General features: G+C 37.6%; 16 protein-coding genes, 2 tRNA genes and 2 pseudogenes. 17 read left to right on the top strand and 3 right to left on the bottom strand.

The genetic code is table 11. The features are described from left to right. Positions 1-745 precede the first annotated feature (745 nt). Positions 746-1,288, bottom strand: coding sequence for a hypothetical protein (locus tag ACFINH_RS04550; protein WP_375632255.1), 543 nt, complete (start codon positions 1,286-1,288; stop codon positions 746-748). A 67-nt stretch (positions 1,289-1,355) separates the two neighbouring features. After that, positions 1,356-1,481 carry a hypothetical protein gene (locus tag ACFINH_RS04545; RefSeq protein WP_375632254.1) on the bottom strand — a complete coding sequence of 42 codons (126 nt, stop codon included), beginning with the start codon at positions 1,479-1,481 and terminating at the stop codon, positions 1,356-1,358. Positions 1,482-1,697: 216 nt separating this feature from the next. On the opposite strand from ACFINH_RS04545, the pseudogene ACFINH_RS04540 reads away from it, so the two are divergent. Then, positions 1,698-2,100, top strand: a pseudogene (locus tag ACFINH_RS04540) (helix-turn-helix domain-containing protein). A gap of 99 nt (positions 2,101-2,199) precedes the next feature. Here ACFINH_RS04540 and ACFINH_RS04535 read toward each other — a convergent pair. Continuing rightward, a tRNA-Val gene (locus tag ACFINH_RS04535) sits at positions 2,200-2,275 on the bottom strand. Between the two features lie 173 nt (positions 2,276-2,448). Between ACFINH_RS04535 and ACFINH_RS04530 the strand changes: the two genes are divergently transcribed. The 16 genes and pseudogenes from ACFINH_RS04530 to ACFINH_RS04455 all read left to right on the top strand — a co-directional run bounded on the left by ACFINH_RS04530 (position 2,449) and on the right by ACFINH_RS04455 (position 18,296). Next, positions 2,449-2,525: transfer RNA gene (locus tag ACFINH_RS04530), tRNA-Asp, on the top strand. A gap of 298 nt (positions 2,526-2,823) precedes the next feature. Continuing rightward, positions 2,824-3,189 (top strand): NADH-quinone oxidoreductase subunit A, encoded by a 366-nt coding sequence (locus ACFINH_RS04525; RefSeq protein WP_375632253.1) that lies wholly within the window; start codon positions 2,824-2,826, stop codon positions 3,187-3,189. Beyond that, positions 3,180-3,761 (top strand): NuoB/complex I 20 kDa subunit family protein, encoded by a 582-nt coding sequence (locus ACFINH_RS04520; protein WP_375621224.1) that lies wholly within the window; start codon positions 3,180-3,182, stop codon positions 3,759-3,761. The genes ACFINH_RS04525 and ACFINH_RS04520 overlap by 10 nt, the downstream gene beginning before the upstream one ends. Before the next feature lie 14 nt (positions 3,762-3,775). After that, positions 3,776-4,387 carry an NADH-quinone oxidoreductase subunit C gene (locus ACFINH_RS04515; RefSeq protein ID WP_375613458.1) on the top strand — a complete coding sequence of 204 codons (612 nt, stop codon included), beginning with the start codon at positions 3,776-3,778 and terminating at the stop codon, positions 4,385-4,387. A gap of 122 nt (positions 4,388-4,509) precedes the next feature. Next, positions 4,510-5,700, top strand: a complete 1,191-nt coding sequence (locus tag ACFINH_RS04510) for an NADH-quinone oxidoreductase subunit D (RefSeq protein ID WP_375613457.1) — start codon at positions 4,510-4,512, stop codon at positions 5,698-5,700. After that, a pseudogene (nuoE, locus tag ACFINH_RS04505) lies at positions 5,700-6,390 on the top strand (NADH-quinone oxidoreductase subunit NuoE). The gene ACFINH_RS04510 and the pseudogene nuoE overlap by 1 nt, the downstream one beginning before the upstream one ends. 129 nt (positions 6,391-6,519) lie before the next feature. After that, a complete protein-coding gene (gene nuoF, locus ACFINH_RS04500) occupies positions 6,520-7,824 on the top strand; it encodes an NADH-quinone oxidoreductase subunit NuoF (RefSeq protein WP_375632252.1) in 1,305 nt (434 codons plus the stop codon). A gap of 68 nt (positions 7,825-7,892) precedes the next feature. After that, positions 7,893-9,962, top strand: coding sequence for an NADH-quinone oxidoreductase subunit NuoG (nuoG, locus tag ACFINH_RS04495; RefSeq protein ID WP_375632251.1), 2,070 nt, complete (start codon positions 7,893-7,895; stop codon positions 9,960-9,962). Positions 9,963-9,984: 22 nt separating this feature from the next. Then, positions 9,985-11,031, top strand: a complete 1,047-nt coding sequence (nuoH, locus tag ACFINH_RS04490) for an NADH-quinone oxidoreductase subunit NuoH (protein ID WP_375632259.1) — start codon at positions 9,985-9,987, stop codon at positions 11,029-11,031. A gap of 14 nt (positions 11,032-11,045) precedes the next feature. Beyond that, the gene (gene nuoI, locus ACFINH_RS04485; protein WP_273723184.1) at positions 11,046-11,537 is read left to right on the top strand and encodes an NADH-quinone oxidoreductase subunit NuoI; all 492 of its coding nucleotides are present in this window, start codon (positions 11,046-11,048) and stop codon (positions 11,535-11,537) included. Positions 11,538-11,631: 94 nt separating this feature from the next. Further along, on the top strand, positions 11,632-12,252 hold the full coding sequence (locus ACFINH_RS04480; RefSeq protein ID WP_375611880.1) for an NADH-quinone oxidoreductase subunit J: 621 nt from the start codon (positions 11,632-11,634) through the stop codon (positions 12,250-12,252). A gap of 14 nt (positions 12,253-12,266) precedes the next feature. Continuing rightward, positions 12,267-12,575 carry an NADH-quinone oxidoreductase subunit NuoK gene (gene nuoK / locus ACFINH_RS04475; RefSeq protein ID WP_273791275.1) on the top strand — a complete coding sequence of 103 codons (309 nt, stop codon included), beginning with the start codon at positions 12,267-12,269 and terminating at the stop codon, positions 12,573-12,575. Positions 12,576-12,581: 6 nt separating this feature from the next. Beyond that, positions 12,582-14,546 carry an NADH-quinone oxidoreductase subunit L gene (gene nuoL, locus ACFINH_RS04470; RefSeq protein WP_375632250.1) on the top strand — a complete coding sequence of 655 codons (1,965 nt, stop codon included), beginning with the start codon at positions 12,582-12,584 and terminating at the stop codon, positions 14,544-14,546. Further along, complete coding sequence (locus ACFINH_RS04465) at positions 14,546-16,015, top strand: NADH-quinone oxidoreductase subunit M (protein WP_273791287.1); 1,470 nt, start codon at positions 14,546-14,548, stop codon at positions 16,013-16,015. The genes nuoL and ACFINH_RS04465 overlap by 1 nt, the downstream gene beginning before the upstream one ends. Before the next feature lie 17 nt (positions 16,016-16,032). Beyond that, positions 16,033-17,487, top strand: a complete 1,455-nt coding sequence (gene nuoN, locus ACFINH_RS04460; protein WP_375632249.1) for an NADH-quinone oxidoreductase subunit NuoN — start codon at positions 16,033-16,035, stop codon at positions 17,485-17,487. Further along, entirely contained in the window at positions 17,487-18,296 is an 810-nt protein-coding gene (locus ACFINH_RS04455) for a biotin--[acetyl-CoA-carboxylase] ligase (RefSeq protein WP_375632248.1), read from the top strand. The genes nuoN and ACFINH_RS04455 overlap by 1 nt, the downstream gene beginning before the upstream one ends. Positions 18,297-18,340: the final 44 nt, after the last annotated feature.

Genomic DNA, 18,340 nt, shown 5'->3' with positions numbered 1-18,340 from the left:
AAAACCGGAGGACCGATACCAGTAAAGCGAGATGTTTATCGTCATAAGAGAACACTTTCGCACTTAGTGTCGGTTATATAAGATATAATACTAAAAAATGAAATAAAGTCAATAGGTTGTGTGAAATTATTTTATATGAATCCACTCAAGAATCCACACTTTTATACGTGATTCATTTGACCATTTTTTATAAACAATTGCCATGTATGAATAGACCATAAAAAGCAAATCATGATGTAAATATTATAACGTATGTAAACGTTCAAATGAAATGAAAAGCCGATATCATTCATAACAGTTCATAAATTTTATGACACGTTTTTATCACAGCACAAATCACATTGTTTAAAAATTTAGTCGTTTGGAATTATCGATTATACGTTTAAAGAATGGTATGAGTTTTGCTCTTTTTTGAGCGAAACCTTAAAAAGGAATAGTAGGTTTAATTTATAAAGATTGCATAAAAGGATTAAGGATAAGAACGCTTTTAAAACGCTTACTAAAAGTTAAAAAACGATAAAGAGGTATTTTATATCTTATGAAATGAAAAGCCTTTTAATGAATAGATTGCAGACTAGTTTTTAAGAACGGAATTATTCGTTTCCACAAAAAAATGGAGGCGGGTAATACCATAGCAGTAAAATACTATTTTACCTTAGATATGGTACTAAAAAACGTTTTAAAAGTTACCATTTAAAAGTACAGAGCACAAATATAGAGCGATTAATTTGCAAAGAAGTTCTGTTTAAAAGAAACTTATGAAAGCCTTTCTAAATGAACGTTTAAACATTTGAAACAGATGTTTATAACAGTTTTTAAAGCCTTGCGTATTGATTGTTCTTTTCTCTAAGCTTTCTACATCTTCTAAATTTTTTACATCCCTTAAGTTATTTACATCTTCTAAATTTTCTACATTATGTACATAAAAGTTAATTTGGATATTTTCATCTTTCTTTAAAAAAAGTAAAGGAAGAAGATGATAGTAAATTTCATTATGAACTAAGTTTATATCTAACACATTTTGTTTATAAGGTCCTTCAAAAGATAAATGTGTATTCCACCATTTATCTTTTTCGCCATTTTCTTTTTTAAAAGAATCTTGTGTAAACTGTGGAGTGAAATTCAGTGAAATTTGAGCATGATGTTCATCTTTGCTAAAACTAATGATTTTAACTTCTTCGAATATTTTCAAGTAAGTAATACGTCCAACCCCTTTACATCCTTCTTGAATTTTATAATCACTTATTATAAGTAGAGAAAGATTTGATATTCTCTTTTGTAAATCCATCTCCATTATCAAAAACACTTATAGAAAAAATTGGTTGATTCTCCCACAAATCTGCATTGCCATAAAGTTAGAATAAAATATCAATTTTTGTTGCATGAGCTTGTATAGAGTTAACGATAGATTCCTTAAGAACTGTAACGATATTCGTTTCTGAAGAAAGATCGCGGATTATAGCATTAAGATTGACAAGCATAAGTACACCAATATATTTTATTTATATATCTCGTTGTAATATTTAAATTTTATAATGATATTAAACGCACTATTCCTGATGAAAAGTTAATAATTTCTCACCATAAGAGATATTGTATATGCTTGATAACGGTTTTTGTATAGAGGTATTGGACAAGATCTCCACACACTAAAAATAAAGACTAACCAAAATTTGAAAAACTTTATTAGAATCAGAATAAAATACTTATTCTTTCTAAAGGATTTTTCAAATGTTACCCCCTTTGGTAAAACTTTACGCAAACTTCGTATTGTTCGCTCAGAACGCCTCTATAGATATGGCTAAGAAATTAGACATATCTGTATCATTTTTATCTTCTGTAGAAATTGGCAAAAAATCTGTTCCTGTAGGACTGTAGGAAAAGATAATTGAACTCTATGCTTTAGATCAAGAGAAGGCTTTACTCTTAAGAAAAGAAGCTTATGTTTGTCGCAAAAGTTTGACAATCAAGACTTCTGATCCGTTGAGGCGTGAAGCTGTTGGTGAGTTTGTTAGAAATTTAGAGAATTTTTCACAACAAAACTTAGCAGAATTAAAAGACGTTCTTGAGAAAGTTTGCAAAAAAAGAGGCGTCCTATAGAGATAGGTTGAAAAATCCTATTCCCTTAACTTTATTAAAGCATCCCTCTCAGTAAAAAAGATATGAATTCCAAAAACTTAATAGGAATATAAAGCTATATGGTGGGCGATGAGAGACTCGAACTCCCGACATCCTCGGTGTAAACGAGGCGCTCTACCAGCTGAGCTAATCGCCCAATGCAATGATCAGCAATTGAATGGAGACTATTTAAGGAAGAATTTTTCTAAACGCAAGAATAAAGATGGGATTTGATAATTTTTTTTTTAAATGCAGAATCCTTCTTGACATAAACGCATGAACCCCTTACACGACCGCTTGTACCAAATTAAATTGGTTCGAAAAAAATGCGCGGGTGTAGCTCAGTTGGTTAGAGTGCTGGCCTGTCACGCCGGAGGTCGCGGGTTCGAGCCCCGTCACTCGCGCCATTTCGTGATTCCTTATGAAATTTCCTTTTTAAAATATCCATATGCTATGAGTAATGTGGTGGAGTGTTTGATCGGGGAATAAATATGTTTTTTCTTTCTTTTTATATGGTTTATAAGAATAGGGCTTGCGTCTTTCTTTGCTCTGCGTTACCTATGCCGATAAGAAAAGTATCGCTCTGTATGCCTTTGAAGCAGTATGAATAGAGTTAATAGAGCGATTGTTAAATTTGTCTGTTTGGTCACGCAATATTGAATCATTGTGTTAAACTCAGGCATTTCGTTATGATGGAAGAGGGTTATGGCTTATTTATTGAGCTCTTATTTACCAGTCTTGATTTTCATTATTATATCAGCGGTTATTGCTGGAGTTTTGTTGATTACACCTTACATTGTAGCATATCGTTCTCCCGATCCTGAAAAATTATCGGCTTATGAATGTGGGTTTAATTCATTTAGTGATGCACGCATGAAGTTTGATATTCGTTTCTATTTGGTATCAATTTTATTTATTATTTTTGATCTTGAAGTTGCTTTTCTTTTTCCTTGGGCTGTTTCATTCGAATCAATAGGTATGTTTGGCTTTTGGTCGATGATTGCGTTTTTAGCGATTTTGACTATTGGATTTATATATGAATGGAAAAAAGGAGCCCTTGAATGGAATTAAGATATAATAATTCAACGATTGAGGCTCCAAAACCAAAAGGAATCATTGATCCAAATACTGGTGGGCTGATAGGATCTGAAGATGAGTTTTTTCGTGATATCAATGCTGAATTGTCAGATAAGGGTTTTTTAGTTACCTCGGCAGATGCTTTGATTACTTGGGCACGTACCGGTTCTTTAATGTGGATGAGTTTTGGTTTGGCTTGTTGTGCTATCGAAATGATGCAGTGCTCAATGCCTCATTATGATAATGAGCGTTTTGGATATGCACCACGAGCTTCACCCCGCCAGTCAGATGTGATGGTGGTGGCAGGTACTCTAACAAATAAGATGGCTCCTGCTTTAAGAAAAGTGTACGATCAGATGCCAGAGCCACGTTATGTGATTTCTATGGGATCATGTGCAAACGGTGGGGGATATTATCATTATTCCTATTCAGTAGTGCGGGGATGTGATCGTATCGTGCCTGTCGATATATATGTCCCAGGGTGTCCACCTACAGCAGAGGCATTATTATACGGCATATTGTTGCTACAGAAAAAAATCCGTCGTACCGGATCCATAGAGCGATAGAGAGTTTTCTTGTCATGGTGGATGAAACATTGGTTGAGCTTGCTGCTTATTTGGAAAACAAATTAAAAAATAAGCTTGAAGAGACTGTTCTTGCTTTTGGTGAATTGACCATTGTGGCACGTCTTGATGCAATTATCGATGTCTTAATGTTTGTTCGTGATGATTCTCGTTGTCAATTTATTAATCTTACAGACATTAGTGGTGTGGATTATCCTTCTCGCGATAAGCGCTTTGATGTTTCTTACCAATTGTTATCTCCTCGTGAGAATTTACGCTTACGTGTAAAAGTTCGTACAGATGAAAATACTCCTGTTGCTTCAGCTTGTACGGTTTATCCTGGCGCAGAGTGGTATGAACGTGAAACGTATGATATGTATGGGATTTTATTTTCAGGACATCCGGATTTGAGACGGATTTTAACAGATTATGGGTTTGAAGGATATCCTTTACGCAAAGACTTTCCTGTGACAGGATTTGTTGAATGCCGTTATGATAATGAAGCAAAGAGGGTGATTTATGAGCCTGTTGTTTTGCGCCAAGAGATGCGTAATTTTGATTTTCTTTCTCCTTGGGAAGGAGGACAGTATACTTTGCCATGTGATGGGAAAGCAGATGAAAAAAAATAATATTGGTTTTGATAAGGCATTATATTAGGGTACTGTATTTCTTAAATAATTAAATATTTTTTTAGCGTGATAGATTTTTTTGATATTTGATATGAAGTTTTTTAAAAAGCAAGGGGTTGATTGTGGCTGAGGTCAATGTTCGAAACTTTAATATCAATTTTGGTCCGCAGCATCCTGCGGCGCATGGGGTTTTGCGCATGGTTCTGGAGCTGGACGGTGAAGTTGTTGAGCGTGTAGATCCACATATTGGGTTGTTGCATCGCGGTACTGAAAAATTAATGGAAACAAAGACTTATCTCCAAGCTGGTCCTTATCTAGATCGTTTGGATTATGTTGCTCCTATGAATCAGGAACATGCTTTTGTTCTTGCTATTGAAAAGTTATTAGATATAAAAGTTCCTAAAAGAGGGCAATTAATACGTGTTTTGTTTTCTGAAATTGGGCGTATTCTTAATCATTTGCTTAATGTAACGACACAGGCAATGGATGTTGGTGCTTTAACACCACCGCTTTGGGGATTTGAGCAACGTGAAAGATTGATGATTTTTTATGAGCGCGCCTGTGGTGCTCGTCTTCATGCAAATTATTTTCGTCCTGGTGGCGTGCATCAAGATTTACCAGAATCTTTAGTTGAGGATATTGGTGATTTTATTGATCCATTTCTTGTTTCTCTCGGAAAACTTGACGCGCTTGTGACCCCAAATCGGATTTTTAAGCAGCGTAATGTGGATATTGGCGTTGTAAGTATTGATGAAGCTTGGGCACGCGGTTTTTCTGGGGTTATGATTCGTGGAGCTGGTGTTCCATGGGATTTGCGTAAAAGTCAGCCTTATGAATGTTACGATGAAATGGAATTCGATATTCCTATAGGTAAAAATAGCGATTGTTATGATCGCTATCTTATTCGTATGGAAGAAATGCGTCAATCAGCGAAAATTATGCGCCAATGTGTGGAACGTTTACTGAGTACTGAAAAAAATGGACCAGTTTCGAGCTTGGATCGCAAAATTGTACCACCGACGCGGAGTGAAATGAAAAGCTCGATGGAAGCACTGATTCATCACTTTAAACTCTATACGGAAGGTTTTCATACACCTCCTGGAGAAGTATATGTTGCTGTGGAAGCTCCGAAGGGTGAGTTTGGTGTTTATCTTGTTTCTGATGGAACCAATAAGCCTTATCGTGTCAAGTTGCGTGCTCCTGGGTTTGCTCATCTCCAAGCTATGGATTTTTTAACCAGAGGTCATATGTTAGCAGATGCTACAGCTATTTTGGGTTCGATTGATATTGTTTTTGGGGAGGTTGATCGCTAATGTCCGTACGCCGTCTTGCAGATGATGTTTATCAGCCCGCTGAGTTTTCTTTTACAAAAGAAAATCAGATATGGGTAAAAAATACCATAAAAAAATATCCTGCAGGGCGTGAGCAGTCTGCTGTAATTCCATTATTAATGCGTGCTCAAGAGCAAGATGGTTGGGTGACACGTGCAGCGATTGAGCATATTGCTCAGATTCTTTCCATGGCTTATATCCGTGTCTTAGAAGTTGCTACTTTTTATACTCAGTTTCAGCTTAAGCCTGTTGGAACAAAAGCGCATATTCAAGTTTGTGGTACAACGCCTTGTATGTTACGTGGTTCTGATGAATTGATTAAAGTTTGTCAGAAAAAAATTCATCATGAACCTTTTGCGACCAATCAGGATGGAACCTTATCATGGGAAGAGGTGGAGTGTCTTGGTGCTTGTGTGAATGCTCCGATGGTTATGATTTTTAAAGATACTTATGAAGATCTTACAGCTGAACGCCTTGAAGAAATTATTGATGCATTTGAAGCAGGTAAGGGTTCTGAGATAGCGGTTGGTCCGCAAAATAGTCGTAAATCGTCGGAACCGATTAGTGGTTTAACTTCTCTTATTGATGATGAGAAAGAAAAAAAGATCTCTCAAGTCTTCACCAAAAAAGGATAAGGAAAGAATGGGGAACATAATTAAGTATTTTTCTTGAGAAAATATTTTATTATTCTACCCATGACGGCAACATTTAACGAAAAGTAAGAAGTCTTGAAAAGATATTTAAAAACTGCATTTGAGGAAAAGCGGAAAATGCTATGGGTAATAGAAAAAAAGGTGGGGTATGCTAACTGATAAAGATCGTATCTTCACCAATATTTATGGTTTAAAAGACAAATCATTAAAGGCTGCGATGTTGCGTGGGCATTGGAATGGTCTGAAAGAAATGATTGACAAAGGTCGTGATTGGATCATTGATGAAGTGAAGGCATCGGGTTTACGCGGTCGTGGTGGTGCTGGTTTTCCTACTGGAATGAAGTGGTCCTTTATGCCAAAGCAGAATGATGGGCGTCCTCATTATTTGGTTGTCAATGCCGATGAATCTGAACCTGGAACTTGTAAAGACCGTGATATTTTACGTCATGACCCCCACACTTTGATTGAAGGATGTGCAATCGCTACTTTTGCTATGGGAGCCAATGTTGCTTTTATTTATATTCGTGGTGAATATATTCGTGAACGTGAAGCGCTTCAAGCTGCCGTTGATGAATGCTATGATGCGGGTTTACTTGGCAAAAAAACGAAATATGGGCATGCTTGTGATATTGTTATTCATCATGGAGCGGGTGCTTATATTTGTGGTGAAGAAACAGCTCTTCTTGAAAGTCTTGAGGGAAAAAAGGGACAACCTCGGCTTAAACCACCATTTCCTGCCAATATGGGGATTTATGGCTGTCCAACAACAGTAAATAATGTAGAGTCTATCGCCGTTGTTCCAACGATTTTGCGGCGGGGTGCTTCGTGGTTTTCATCAATCGGACGAGCAAATAATGTTGGAACGAAATTATTTATGGTTTCAGGGCATGTTAATGCACCTTGTACATTTGAAGACGCTCTTGGTGTTTCATTCCGTGAATTAATTGAAAAACATACGGGTGGTGTTCGTGGTGGATGGAATAATCTTTTAGCAGTTATTCCAGGGGGGGCTTCTTGTCCAGTCGTTCGTGGTGAGGATATGATCGATGCGATCATGGATTTTGATGGGATGCGAGATGTCGGGTCTTCTTTTGGCACAGGGGGAATGATTGTTATGGATAAATCAACCGATATTATCAAGGCAATTTGGCGTATAGCTGCTTTTTTCAAGCACGAGAGTTGTGGTCAGTGTACACCGTGTCGTGAGGGGACGGGATGGATGATGCGTCTTTTAGGGCGTATGGTTGAGGGAAGAGCGCAAAAACGCGAGATTGATCTTTTGTTTGAAGTGTCTAAACAGGTTGAAGGACACACTATTTGTGCGCTTGGTGATGCTGCCGCATGGCCTGTACAGGGGTTGATACGTAATTTTCGTCCGGAAATCGAGCGTAGAATTGATGAATACACGCGAAATGTAGTCCAAAGCAAAAATATTGCTTTAGAAGCGGTTTAATAAAGGATTTTGTTTTAAGAGCAACCGAATGCAAATTTTAAGTGGGTTATCCGCAGGTTGGATGGGTGATGATAAATATCAAAGTTGATGGCAAAGAGATTGAAGTTCCTGATTACTACACGTTGCTTCAGGCTGCTGAGGCGGCTGGGGCAGAAATTCCACGTTTTTGTTTTCATGAATCTTTGTCAATTGCTGGAAATTGTCGTATGTGTTTAGTTGAGGTTAAGGGTGGTCCACCAAAACCTCAGGCTTCTTGTGCTATGGGGGTTCGTGATTTACGATTAGGACCTAACGGTGAGGCACCTGAGATTTTTACCAATACACCGATGGTAAAAAAAGCACGTGAAGGTGTTATGGAATTTCTTCTCATTAATCACCCTTTGGATTGTCCAGTGTGTGATCAAGGGGGAGAGTGTGATCTTCAAGATCAAGCAATGCTTTATGGACGAGATTGTTCTCGTTATACAGAAAATAAACGTGCTGTAGAAGATAAATATATTGGACCTCTTGTCAAAACTGTTATGACACGGTGTATTCATTGTACACGGTGTGTTCGTTTTACAACGGAAGTTGCAGGTATTTCTGAGCTTGGTTTGATCGGTCGTGGTGAAGATGCTGAAATTACGACGTATCTTGAAAAAGCTATGACATCTGAATTACAGGGAAATATTATTGATCTTTGTCCAGTGGGAGCTCTAACTTCAAAACCTTATGCGTTTCATGCCCGTCCGTGGGAATTGGTAAAAACGGAATCGATTGATGTGATGGATGCGCTTGGTAGTGCTATCCGTATTGATAGCCGCGGCCGTGAAGTTATGCGGATTATGCCGCGTACGAATGAAGATGTAAATGAGGAATGGATCTCTGATAAAACGCGTTTTATTTGGGATGGATTACGGACTCAGCGGCTTGATAAGCCATATGTACGCAAAGATGGAAAGCTTCAACCTGTCAGTTGGACAGAAGCTTTTGCAAAAATTAAAATGGTAATCTCTAAAATTTTTCCAGAAAAAATTGGAGCCATTGCGGGGGATCTTGCTTCTGTTGAAGAAATGTATGCCCTTAAAGCATTATTGAGTTCTTTGGGCTCAGCGCTTTTTGATTGTCGTCAAAGAGGGGGGGCTTTATCGCCAGAGTTTGGGCGCTCGAGTTATATTTTTAATCCTACAATTGTAGGTATTGAACAGGCTGATGCACTGCTTATTGTGGGATCTAATCCACGTCATGAAGCAGCTGTTTTAAATGCGCGTATTTTAAAGCGCCAACGGATGGGCAATTTTCCTATTGCATTAATTGGAGAGAAAGTCGATTTACGTTATCCTTATTCTTACCTTGGATCTGGGAGTGATACATTAACGACACTTATTCGTGGAGAGGATGTTTTTTTTAATGTCTTAAAAGAAGCGAAGAGGCCCCTTATTCTTATCGGAGAGGGAGCGGTTTCAGGAAGTGAAGGTTTATCTGTTTTAAAAAGTCTTGCTAAATTAGCTGATAATATAGGTGCTCTTAGTGAGACATGGAATGGGTTTGGGGTTCTTCATAATGCAGCATCGATTGTTGGAGGGTTGGACATAGGCTTTACTTCTAAGCTTGGGGTTGCAAATATACTTAAAACCTGTGAAGTTCTATTTTTGCTTGGTGCTGATGAAGTAGAATTAGCCAATACAAAAGCTTTTACAGTTTATATTGGGAGCCATGGTGATAATGGTGCACATGCTGCTGACGTTATTTTGCCTGCATCTGCTTACACTGAAAAATCAGGGCTTTATGTGAATACAGAAGGACGTGTTCAAATGACAAATCGGGCTGGTTTTGCTCCAGGTGAAGCAAAAGAAGATTGGGCTATTTTGCGTGCTTTATCGGATATTTTAGGACAAAAGCTCCCTTTTGATTCTCTTTCTCAATTAAGGCAATGCTTGTTTAATGATTATCCACACCTTTGTGCTGTTGATGATATAGTGCCTTCTGATATAAGTGGTCTTAAGGCGCTTGGTTCAAAAATGGTTTCTCTCGAGAGTCAAGCATTTACTTCTATGGTTAAAGATTTTTATTTAACAAATCCGATAGCACGTGCTTCTGCTGTTATGGCTGAATGTTCATCTCTTGCAAAAAACCGTGCTACACAAACAGTAAAGTAAGGGCAAAGGAAAAGGAATAATGATGTATGATTTCTTTATGACTTGGCTGTTGCCATTACTCATTATAATCGGAAAAACACTTCTTCTTTTGGTCGTTCTTTTGGTCTTAGTTGCTTATCTTCTTTATGCAGATAGAAAAATTTGGGCAGCGGTACAATTGCGTCGTGGACCAAACGTTGTTGGACCGTGGGGTTTGTTACAGTCTTTTGCAGATTTAATTAAATTTGTTGTTAAGGAGCCTATTATCCCTGCAGGTGCAAATAAGGGTGTTTTTCTTTTGGCTCCTTTTGTTTCAGCGACACTTGCTTTATCAACTTGGGCTGTTATTCCTGTCAATGAGGGTTGGGAGATTGCAAAGATTAATGTTGGCTTGCTTTATATTTTAGCCATTTCATCTCTTGAAGTTTATGGTGTTATTATGGGGGGATGGGCATCAAATTCAAAATATCCTTTCTTAGGAGCTCTTCGTTCGGCGGCACAAATGGTTTCTTATGAAGTTTCCATTGGTTTTGTGCTTGTGACTGTCATTTTAATAAGTGGTTCGTTAGATCTCACAACAATTGTTTTTAAACAAACGCACGGGCTTGGTACAACTCTTGGTCTTCCTTTTAACAGTTTTCTCGATTGGAATTGGTTGGTCCTTTTTCCAATGTTTATTATATTTTTTATTTCTGCGCTTGCAGAGACAAATCGTCCTCCATTCGATTTGGTGGAAGCAGAATCTGAACTTGTTGCTGGTCATATGGTAGAATATTCTTCAACGCCTTACATGCTCTTCTTTCTAGGTGAATATGTTGCGATTGTTTTAATGTGCGCATTAACAACCATTCTATTTTTAGGCGGTTGGCTGCCTCCCTTAGATGTTTGGTGGCTTAATTGGGTTCCTGGTATCATTTGGTTTGTTTTAAAAGTCTGTTTTGTATTTTTTTGGTTTGCTATGGTTAAAGCATTTGTTCCACGTTATCGCTATGATCAGCTCATGCGGCTTGGTTGGAAGGTTTTTCTTCCTCTCTCACTAGCAATGGTTGTGATAACTGCTGCTTTTTTAAAGTTTACGGATTTCGTTTAAGAGGAGATTTTACGATGTCAGGTTTTATTCAGGCGGCAAAGTCACTTCTTCTATTGGAATTTGTGAGTGCTTTTTTCTTAGCTATGCGTCAATTTTTTTCACCAAAACCCACGATTAATTATCCTTATGAAAAAGGTTTTGTATCTCAGCGTTTTCGTGGTGAGCATGCATTGCGTCGCTATCCAAATGGTGAAGAACGGTGTATTGCTTGTAAATTATGTGAAGCGATTTGTCCTGCTCAAGCGATTACAATTGAAGCTGGGCCACGGCGCAATGATGGTACACGTAGAACTGTCCGTTATGATATAGACATGGTTAAATGTATCTACTGTGGTTTTTGTCAAGAAGCCTGTCCGGTTGAGGCTATTGTCGAAGGTCCAAATTTTGAGTTTGCGACGGAAACACGTGAAGAACTTTATTATGATAAAGAAAAACTTTTATTGAATGGAGATCGCTGGGAGCGAGAAATTGCTCGAAATATATTGATGGATGCGCCTTATCGTTAAGTGTATCGTTAAATGAGGTGTCGGATATTTTTCCGATAAATTGTAATCTGGTATGAAGTTTATACCAATTGTTTGAATAATTAAGGAGAAGCCTATGCTAACAGATCTAGCGGCGGCATTTTTCTATTTGTTTGCTTTTATTATGCTAACAAGTGCAGTTATTGTTATTACAGCACGCAATCCAGTGCATTCTGTTTTGTTTTTAATCCTCGCATTTTTTAATGCAGCAGCTTTGTTTTTACTTGCAGGAGCAGAGTTTTTAGGGCTTATTCTGCTTGTTGTGTATGTTGGAGCTGTCGCTGTTTTATTTTTATTTGTCGTTATGATGCTTGACGTTGATTTTGCTGAGTTAAAGAGTGGAACTCTTCGGTATGCTCCTATTGGAGCTCTTATTGGTGTTATTATCGCTGTAGAATTGATTGTTGTTTTTATGAGTAGCTATTTTTCTCCAGTCTTGAGAACGCATGTTACGCAACCAATGCCAGATTTAGCGCAGCGAACAAATACACAAGCATTAGGTGATATTCTCTATACGGATTATGTTTTCTATTTTCAAATTGCTGGAATGATTTTATTGGTTGCAATGATTGGAGCTATTGTTTTAACACTTCGTCATAAATTAGGAGTAAAGCGGCAATCTATTGCGGAGCAAGTTTCTAGAACGGTAGAAAGTGCCATTGAAATCAAACAAGTTGAATCAGGCAAAGGTATGTAAGGGGGGCTATGCAGATGTATATTGATATTACACATTATCTCACTGTTTCTGCTTTGATGTTTACAATTGGTATTGCTGGAATTTTTCTCAACAGAAAAAATGTGATTATTATCTTGATGTCCATTGAGCTTATATTGCTTTCAGTTAATCTCAATTTTGTTGCATTTTCAGCATTTCTTCATGATCTCGTTGGTCAGGTATTCGCTTTATTTGTCTTAACCGTAGCAGCTGCTGAAGCTGCCATTGGTTTAGCAATTCTGGTCGTTTTTTTCCGTAATCGTGGTTCCATTGCGGTTGAAGATGTTAATGTAATGAAAGGCTAACCAGTGATGTATTATACGATTGTCTTTCTTCCGCTTTTGGGTTTTTTAATTGCTGCACTAGGTGGAAAAACGATAGGAGATCGTGCGAGTGAATTGATAACATGTAGCTTTATGGTTGTTGTTGCCATATTATCGTGGATAGCATTTTTCAGTACTGCACTTGGTCATATTCCAGCGATTGATGTATTGGTATTACATTGGATGACTGTTGGTGACTTAAGCTTTAATTGGGCTTTACATGTTGATGCATTAACAGCTGTCATGCTTATTGTTGTGAATAGTGTTTCGGCATTGGTGCATATTTATTCAATTGGTTATATGCACCATGACCCTTCAAGGTCTCGTTTTTTTTCTTATCTTTCTTTGTTTACATTTATGATGCTTATGTTGGTCACATCCAATAATTTGATTCAGATGTTTTTTGGATGGGAAGGTGTCGGACTTGCTTCTTATTTACTCATTGGTTTTTGGTTTCAGCGCGATTCTGCTAATAAGGCCGCAATGAAAGCTTTTGTAGTTAACCGTGTTGGAGACTTTGGTTTTCTCTTAGGAATCTTTAGTATTTTTGTTTTGTTCCAATCGGTTGATTTTGCCTCTATTTTTGCAAAAGCTGCCGACAAGAGCTTTATACAAAATATGACATTTTTAGATTGGCAATTTGGTGGGCAGACGGCAATTACCATTACATGTCTTTTATTATTTATTGGTGCGATGGGAAAATCCGCACAATTTCTTTTACATACTTGGCTGCCTGATGCAATGGAAGGGCCAACCCCTGTATCAGCGCTTATTCATGCCGCTACAATGGTAACGGCTGGTGTTTTTATGATTGCGCGTATGTCGCCAATTTTTGAACTTTCTTCAACTGCTTTGACCGTGATTATTATTGTTGGTGCAACAACAGCGTTTTTTGCAGCAACTGTGGGGTTGGTGCAGAATGATATTAAGCGTGTTATTGCTTATTCTACATGCTCTCAACTTGGTTATATGTTTGTGGCATTAGGTGTTGGAGCTTATGGCGCTGCTGTCTTTCATCTTTTTACGCATGCTTTTTTTAAAGCCTTATTGTTTCTTGGTGCAGGTTCTGTGATTCATGCTGTATCTGATGAACAAGATATGCGAAAAATGGGTGGGTTACGCAAACATATAAAGGTCACCTATTGGATGATGATGGTCGGGACCATTGCCTTGACCGGAGTTGGAATTCCAGGAACACTTTTCGGGACTGCAGGTTTTTTCTCAAAAGATGCGATTATAGAGTCTACTTTTGCATCTCATAATATTGCTTCAGGATATGCTTTTTATCTTCTTGTTTTTGCTGCCTTTTTAACAAGTTTCTATTCATGGCGACTTATCTTTATGACATTCCATGGTAAACCACGGGCAACAGTTGATGTGATGCATCATGTTCATGAATCGCCTCCAGTTATGTTGATTCCACTCTTTCTTTTATCCATTGGAGCAATATTTTCTGGTGTCGTTTTCCAACCTTACTTTTTTGGTGACTTGTATAATGCTTTTTGGAAGGGAGCATTGTTTACAAGCAGCCATAATCATATTCTTCATGATGCTCACCATGTTTTTAATTGGGTAAAATGGTCGCCTTTTATAGCAATGATTCTTGGGTTTATGTTGGCTTATTTATTTTATATTGTGGCTCCCTCTCTTCCCAAGAAAATGGCGCGTATTATGCCAGGAGTGTATCACTTTCTTTACCAAAAGTGGTATTTCGATCAATTATATAACTTTTTATTTGTTCGTCCTACCTTTAGAATTGGTTCTTTTCTTTGGAAAGTGGGAGACGGTAAGATTATTGATGGTCTAGGTCCCAATGGTATTGCAGCGCGTGTTGTTGATATTACAAATAGAGTTGTTCGAATGCAAACAGGCTATCTTTACCACTATGCATTTGCAATGCTTATCGGCGTTGCATTGCTCATTACATGGATGATGATCGGGGGCGTAAACTAATGACCGATTGGCCTATTCTTTCTACGGTTACATTTTTGCCGCTTGTTGGTGTTCTTCTGATTTTGTTTATCAAAGATGATAGTGAAGTAGCACGCCATAATATACGTAATGTCGCATTTTTTACGACTCTATTTGTTTTTATTATTTCTTTAATTATTTGGATAGGATTTGATTCTAGCAACCAAAATTTTCAAATGGTTGAAAAATCCAGTTGGTTAGGGGGTGGTATTAGCTATCATATGGGGGTCGATGGTATTTCTATTCTTTTTGTTGTTCTCTCGGCTTTTCTTTTGCCTTTCTGTATTTTAGCAAGTTGGGAGAATGTTAAAGAGAGATTAAAAGCCTATATGATTGCGTTTCTTCTTCTAGAAGTTGCGATTATTGGTGTTTTTTGTGCTCTTGATGCAATGCTATTCTATGTTTTTTTTGAAGGCAGCCTCATTCCAATGTTTATCATTATAGGTGTATGGGGAGGAGCACGTCGTGTTTATGCAAGTATAAAGTTTTTCTTATATACTTTACTTGGTTCAGTGCTTATGCTGGTTGCTCTTATGGTTATGTATTGGGAGGCTGGGACACTTGATATACCAACTTTACTCAATTATCAGTTTCCTGCTCATATGCAAATATGGTTATGGCTTGCATTTTTTGCTTCTTTCGCAGTTAAAATGCCAATGTGGCCAGTTCATACATGGCTCCCTGATGCTCACGTAGAAGCACCGACAGCGGGTTCTGTTATTTTAGCTGGTGTCTTACTTAAATTAGGTGGGTATGGTTTTCTTCGTTTTTCTTTGCCTATGTTTCCTATCGCTTCAGCAGATTTTGCGCCTTTTGTTTTCACATTATCGCTTATCGCTATTATTTATACATCACTGGTTGCACTTGTTCAAAGTGACATCAAAAAACTTATTGCATATTCCTCAATAGCGCATATGGGATATGTAACGATGGGTATTTTTGCTGCGAATGAACAGGGGATACAAGGGGCTATTTATCAGATGCTATCCCATGGAATTGTTTCAGCAGCATTGTTTCTTTGTGTTGGGGTTATCTATGATCGCTTGCATACACGTGAAATTTCAGCGTTTGGTGGTTTAGTGAATAATATGCCTAAATATGCTGTTGTTTTCTTAATTTTCACTATGGCAAATGTTGGTTTGCCTGGAAGCTCAGGATTTTTGGGTGAATTTTTAACCTTAATAGGTGTTTTTCAAGTAAATAAATTGGTTGTTGTTTTAGCAACAACAGGTGTTATCTTATCGGCAGCCTATGCCCTTTATCTTTATCGGCGTGTGGTTTTTGGTTCCTTGGATAAAGAGAATTTAAAAGTATTAATAGATCTTTCTTTAAGAGAAAAATTCCTCCTTTATCCAATGGTTATTCTTACAATATTCTTTGGTATCTATCCAACGCCTATTCTTAAGGCAACGGCGTTTTCCGTAGAAACCCTCATCAATAAACTGCACTAGATAAGGGAAGAATGCACATGCAAACTGAAATAATAGCGCAATTAGTCTTAATTCTTCCAGAGCTTTTAATTGCATTAGGAGCTGTCGTGCTGCTTATGATTGGTGTTTATTCCAATACACGTGCTTCTTTAACAGTGACAGGTTTAGCTATGGCACTTCTTGTGGCAACCATTATTATTCTTATAGTTTTTCCGAAAAATGGTTCATTTCAAACCAATGCGCTCGTTATCGATTCCTTTAGTCGTTATATGAAAATTTTAATGCTTATTGGTGCACTCTTTTCTCTTATCATGTCTGTTGGTTTTGCCAATGCACAAAAGTTTAATATATTTGAGTTTCCAGTACTTGTTCTTTTAGCAACCCTTGGAATGATGTTTATGATTTCAGCGGGTAATATGCTGTCGCTTTATATGGGGTTAGAGCTGCAATCTTTAGCTTTATATGTTTTAGCAGCGATTAATCGTAATAATGTAAAATCTTCTGAAGCCGGTATAAAATACTTTGTTTTAGGAGCATTATCTTCAGGGTTGCTTCTTTATGGTATTTCTTTGCTTTATGGTTTTACCGGTCAAATTGGTTTTCACGAAATTGCTCTTGCTTTAAAGGGCAAAAATGTACAATTGGGGGTCATTTTTGGAATTGTCTTTATTTTAGCTGGTTTGGCTTTCAAAATTTCTGCTGTTCCGTTTCATATGTGGACACCTGATGTTTATGAAGGAGCGCCCACACCGATTACAGCATTTTTTGCTGGTGCCCCTAAAGTTGCTGCAATGGCTTTAATCATCCGTATTATTGTGGTGACCTTTATTCCCCTAGGGCGTGTTGATAACGTGATGCCTGCATGGCAACAAATTTTGGTGTTCATGGCGATTACATCAATGATACTGGGTGCTTTTGCTGCAATCGGTCAGAATAATATTAAGCGCTTAATGGCTTATTCGTCGATCAGTCATATGGGTTATGCACTTGTTGGTTTATCTGCTGGAGATATGCTTGGGATAAAAAGCGTTATCCTTTATATGACTATTTATCTTGGAATGACGCTTGGTTCATTTGCCTTTATTCTTGGAATGCGCTCTCAGAATGGAAATGTTGAAAATATTTATGATCTTTCAGGGTTAGCAAAGACGAATCCGTTTATGGCTTTTGTGATGACAATACAGCTTTTTTCTTTAGCAAGCATACCTCCTATGGCTGGTTTTTTTGGAAAGTGGTATACATTTTCTGCTGCTGTCCACGCTGGACTTACGCCACTTGCTGTCGTTGGGATGATAGCGTCTGTAGTTGGGGCTTTTTACTATTTGCGAGTCATTAAAATTATGTGGTTTGATGATGCAAAAGCGCATTTTGTTGCTTTATCGAAAGAGCTTCAATTTTGTCTTGGTCTTTCTGTATTCTTTATTTTATTTTACGCGCTTTTTGGAGTTTGGTTCGCTGAGCTAGCAGAAAAAGCAGCAACAGCATTGTTTTAATGAATATGGTTTATACTTTATCAGATTTTGCACAAAAACAGGGATACACTGTTGAAGCGTATGATAGTGTTGATTCAACAAATCTTATTGCGCAACGAAAAGCGCAAACTGGTCATCAAGGTAATCTTTGGATTGTTGCACAAGAACAATCACAGGGAAGAGCAAGAAGAGGGAGGACTTGGTCTAGTCCAAAAGGGAACCTTTATTCTAGTCTTTTATTAATTGATGATATTGTTCATCAAACTGCGGCTCAACTTGGTTTTGTTGCTGGAGTAAGTGTGGCAGAGGCAATAAAACAATTGATAAAAGAGGAAAAGCAGACAAACAATATTGTGAGCTTAAAATGGCCAAACGATATTTTGCTCAGAGGAGAAAAAAGCTCTGGAGTTTTGCTTGAGATTTTAAAATTGTCATCACAACAATATGCCTTGGTTATTGGTATTGGAATAAATGTGAAATATAATTATGAAGATGCACCTTATTCCACTTCAAGCTTAAAGAATATCGGGTTGCGTATTGATGCAGAACAATTATTTACGGTTTTGACGGAGTGTTTTTCTAAAAATTACCTTCTTTGGAAACAACCAAAAGGATGTGAAATAATCCGAAAAAAATGGCTTTTATATTCCGCTCACCTTGGAAAACATGTCAAAGTGGTGAATGATGAAAAAGTCATTGAGGGTATTTTTGATGGTCTTGATAGTGATTTTAACTGCATCATAAAGCAAAAAGACGGTCAGACAGCCATTATAACAGCTGGAGATGTTCATTTTGGTTCCGCTGATTCTATTAATGCAGGTCGTTATTGAAAAATTATTTTACCATCAGATACCTTAATGATTTGGGAGATGTT

The sequence above is a fragment of the Bartonella sp. AA74HLJMH genome (genome assembly GCF_042197045.1).
GTDB lineage: Bacteria > Pseudomonadota > Alphaproteobacteria > Rhizobiales > Rhizobiaceae > Bartonella.
This window is presented reverse-complemented; position numbering and strand designations above follow the sequence as displayed.

Bases quoted from the DNA above. Each gene is read 5' to 3' on its own strand.
- ACFINH_RS04550 (WP_375632255.1), bottom strand. From the start codon at position 1,288: ATGGATTTACAAAAGAGAATATCAAATCTTTCTCTACTTATAATAAGT.
- ACFINH_RS04545 (WP_375632254.1), bottom strand. From the start codon at position 1,481: ATGCTTGTCAATCTTAATGCTATAATCCGCGATCTTTCTTCAGAAACG.
- ACFINH_RS04525 (WP_375632253.1), top strand. From the start codon at position 2,824: ATGGCTTATTTATTGAGCTCTTATTTACCAGTCTTGATTTTCATTATT.
- ACFINH_RS04520 (WP_375621224.1), top strand. From the start codon at position 3,180: ATGGAATTAAGATATAATAATTCAACGATTGAGGCTCCAAAACCAAAA.
- ACFINH_RS04515 (WP_375613458.1), top strand. From the start codon at position 3,776: ATGGTGGATGAAACATTGGTTGAGCTTGCTGCTTATTTGGAAAACAAA.
- nuoF (WP_375632252.1), top strand. From the start codon at position 6,520: ATGCTAACTGATAAAGATCGTATCTTCACCAATATTTATGGTTTAAAA.
- nuoG (WP_375632251.1), top strand. From the start codon at position 7,893: ATGATAAATATCAAAGTTGATGGCAAAGAGATTGAAGTTCCTGATTAC.
- nuoH (WP_375632259.1), top strand. From the start codon at position 9,985: ATGTATGATTTCTTTATGACTTGGCTGTTGCCATTACTCATTATAATC.
- nuoI (WP_273723184.1), top strand. From the start codon at position 11,046: ATGTCAGGTTTTATTCAGGCGGCAAAGTCACTTCTTCTATTGGAATTT.
- ACFINH_RS04480 (WP_375611880.1), top strand. From the start codon at position 11,632: ATGCTAACAGATCTAGCGGCGGCATTTTTCTATTTGTTTGCTTTTATT.
- nuoK (WP_273791275.1), top strand. From the start codon at position 12,267: ATGTATATTGATATTACACATTATCTCACTGTTTCTGCTTTGATGTTT.
- nuoL (WP_375632250.1), top strand. From the start codon at position 12,582: ATGTATTATACGATTGTCTTTCTTCCGCTTTTGGGTTTTTTAATTGCT.
- ACFINH_RS04465 (WP_273791287.1), top strand. From the start codon at position 14,546: ATGACCGATTGGCCTATTCTTTCTACGGTTACATTTTTGCCGCTTGTT.
- nuoN (WP_375632249.1), top strand. From the start codon at position 16,033: ATGCAAACTGAAATAATAGCGCAATTAGTCTTAATTCTTCCAGAGCTT.
- ACFINH_RS04455 (WP_375632248.1), top strand. From the start codon at position 17,487: ATGAATATGGTTTATACTTTATCAGATTTTGCACAAAAACAGGGATAC.